This is a genomic window from Romboutsia sp., from assembly GCF_035470145.1.
Lineage (GTDB): Bacteria > Bacillota > Clostridia > Peptostreptococcales > Peptostreptococcaceae > Romboutsia_D.
In genome coordinates this window covers 1-1,739 of sequence record NZ_DATIRC010000068.1, presented here as the reverse complement: position 1 = coordinate 1,739, position 1,739 = coordinate 1, and the positions used below count along the sequence as shown (strand labels likewise).

The following is a 1,739-nucleotide window of genomic DNA, read 5'->3' as shown; positions in this document are numbered from 1 at the left end:
AATTTAAAGTTAAAAACAAAAACTTATTTAAAGTTGCTGTTATAGCAGATGGTATAAACTCTACTCGTAGACAAAGAAAATTAGGTTCTAAATTAGATACTTCTGCATTTAAACTTTCAATAGCAATTTATGAAGAATTCGATCGTTTTGTTGCTGGCAGAATCGATTGGAAAGACATGGTTGACTGTGTAAGTGAATCATTTAATCAAGAAGTTGCTACTCAAATAGCTGTTGCTTTTGAAGGTGCTTATTCTGATATAGGAACTAATTTAAAAGGTTCTGTTAACACTGATGGTTTAGATGCTAAATTAAAAGAAATAATAAACAAAGTTGAAGGTGCTACAGGTAGAAAATGTGAGGTTTATGGTACTGCTGAAGCATTAGGAAGTATAACTGGTGCTGGTGCTTTAATAGATACTGATGATAAGAGAAACTTTGGATTTGTTCAATTATTCAATGGTACTAAACTAATAAAACTACAAAATGCCTATGATGATGTAAATAATAAATGGGCTTTAAGAAATGACATGTTATATGTTATCCCAAGTGGAGAAAAGGTTATAAGAGTAGGATTTGAAGGTGGAGTTACTGTATTAGAAGATACTGCTGGAACTTCAAGAGATGACCAACAAATAGAAATGACTATGTTACAAAAAATGCATTTAGGTGTATTAGTGGCTGCTAAATTTGGTGCTGTAGAAATAGTATAGTCTTTTTTAGATAGGGCTTTAATTAGTCCTATCTTTTTATTTTAAATTTATTATAAGGAGATGTGTTAATTATGGCTGAAAAAAAGAAAGTAACTAAAAAGACTACAGGAAGTAGAACTAGAAAACCAAAGGAAATAGAAGTAATAGATGCAATAGTTGATGTTGAAGAGGAAACTGTTGAGGAAGTTAAAGAAGTAAAAGCAAAGAAAACTTATAGAGAACTAAGAAATGAATTAAGAAGTAAAAAGAATGAGATAGAAGTGGAAATATTAAATTTAAATACTGGATCTACTACGTGTAGAGATAGAAATGGAAGAATAGTATTTGATTTACACAATCAAGGAGATAGAGAATTTGTAGTCCTTGCAGATATATATGAAGTTGCAAGTAGATATAAAAGATTCTTTGAGAAACATTTAATAGCAATTATAGATGTTGATTCTGATGAATATTGCATAGAGGATATAATTGAATATTTAGGATTAAATGAAATATATGATGAAATTGAAAATTATGATACTGATTATATAATGCAAATATTAAAACTTGAACCTAAGAAATTTGAAAAGTTTGTTGAAGGAGCTAATGAAGATTTAGTTAGAATAGTTTCTAGTAGAGCAGCAGACTTATTTAAACAAGGTAAATTTGATTCAAGATTAAAAGAAAAGGCTTTATCTGAAAGATTAGGTAGAGAAGATTTATTTGAATTATAGAATAGTAGATTTTATATAAAGTGGTGCTAATTTGCATCACTTATTTTATTTTGGTAGGTGATGTAATGGCAACAAAATTAGAAGATGTATATAGACCTTTTCTTAACAGCATAGAAGATGAAGAGTGGTTATTGATAGAAGATAGTGAGGTAATAGCAGATTTATTACTTGATTATTTAGAAAAAGCTACTGTTGACTTTGATATATGTAGGAAGAGTTTAGAAATTGATTACAACAATTTAAGTTTCTATGATGATTTAGATAGAGATGAAATTACCATTTTAAGCAAAGGTATGATAATACATTATTTAGATCC

The 1,739-nt window shown here is 28.5% G+C and carries 2 protein-coding genes and 1 pseudogene; all 3 read left to right on the top strand.

Annotation, left to right across the window (positions count from 1 at the left end; genetic code table 11):
- Positions 1-710: hypothetical protein (locus VLM92_RS02400; RefSeq protein WP_325274757.1), on the top strand; the 710-nt coding region annotated here is incomplete at its 5' end.
- A 71-nt stretch (positions 711-781) separates the two neighbouring features.
- Positions 782-1,423, top strand: a complete 642-nt coding sequence (locus VLM92_RS02395) for a hypothetical protein (protein ID WP_325274756.1) — start codon at positions 782-784, stop codon at positions 1,421-1,423.
- A gap of 65 nt (positions 1,424-1,488) precedes the next feature.
- Positions 1,489-1,739 (top strand): annotated as a pseudogene (locus VLM92_RS02390) (hypothetical protein); the annotation flags it as partial.

Coding starts and splice junctions, on each gene's coding strand:
- VLM92_RS02395 (WP_325274756.1), top strand. CDS start 782: ATGGCTGAAAAAAAGAAAGTAACTAAAAAGACTACAGGAAGTAGAACT.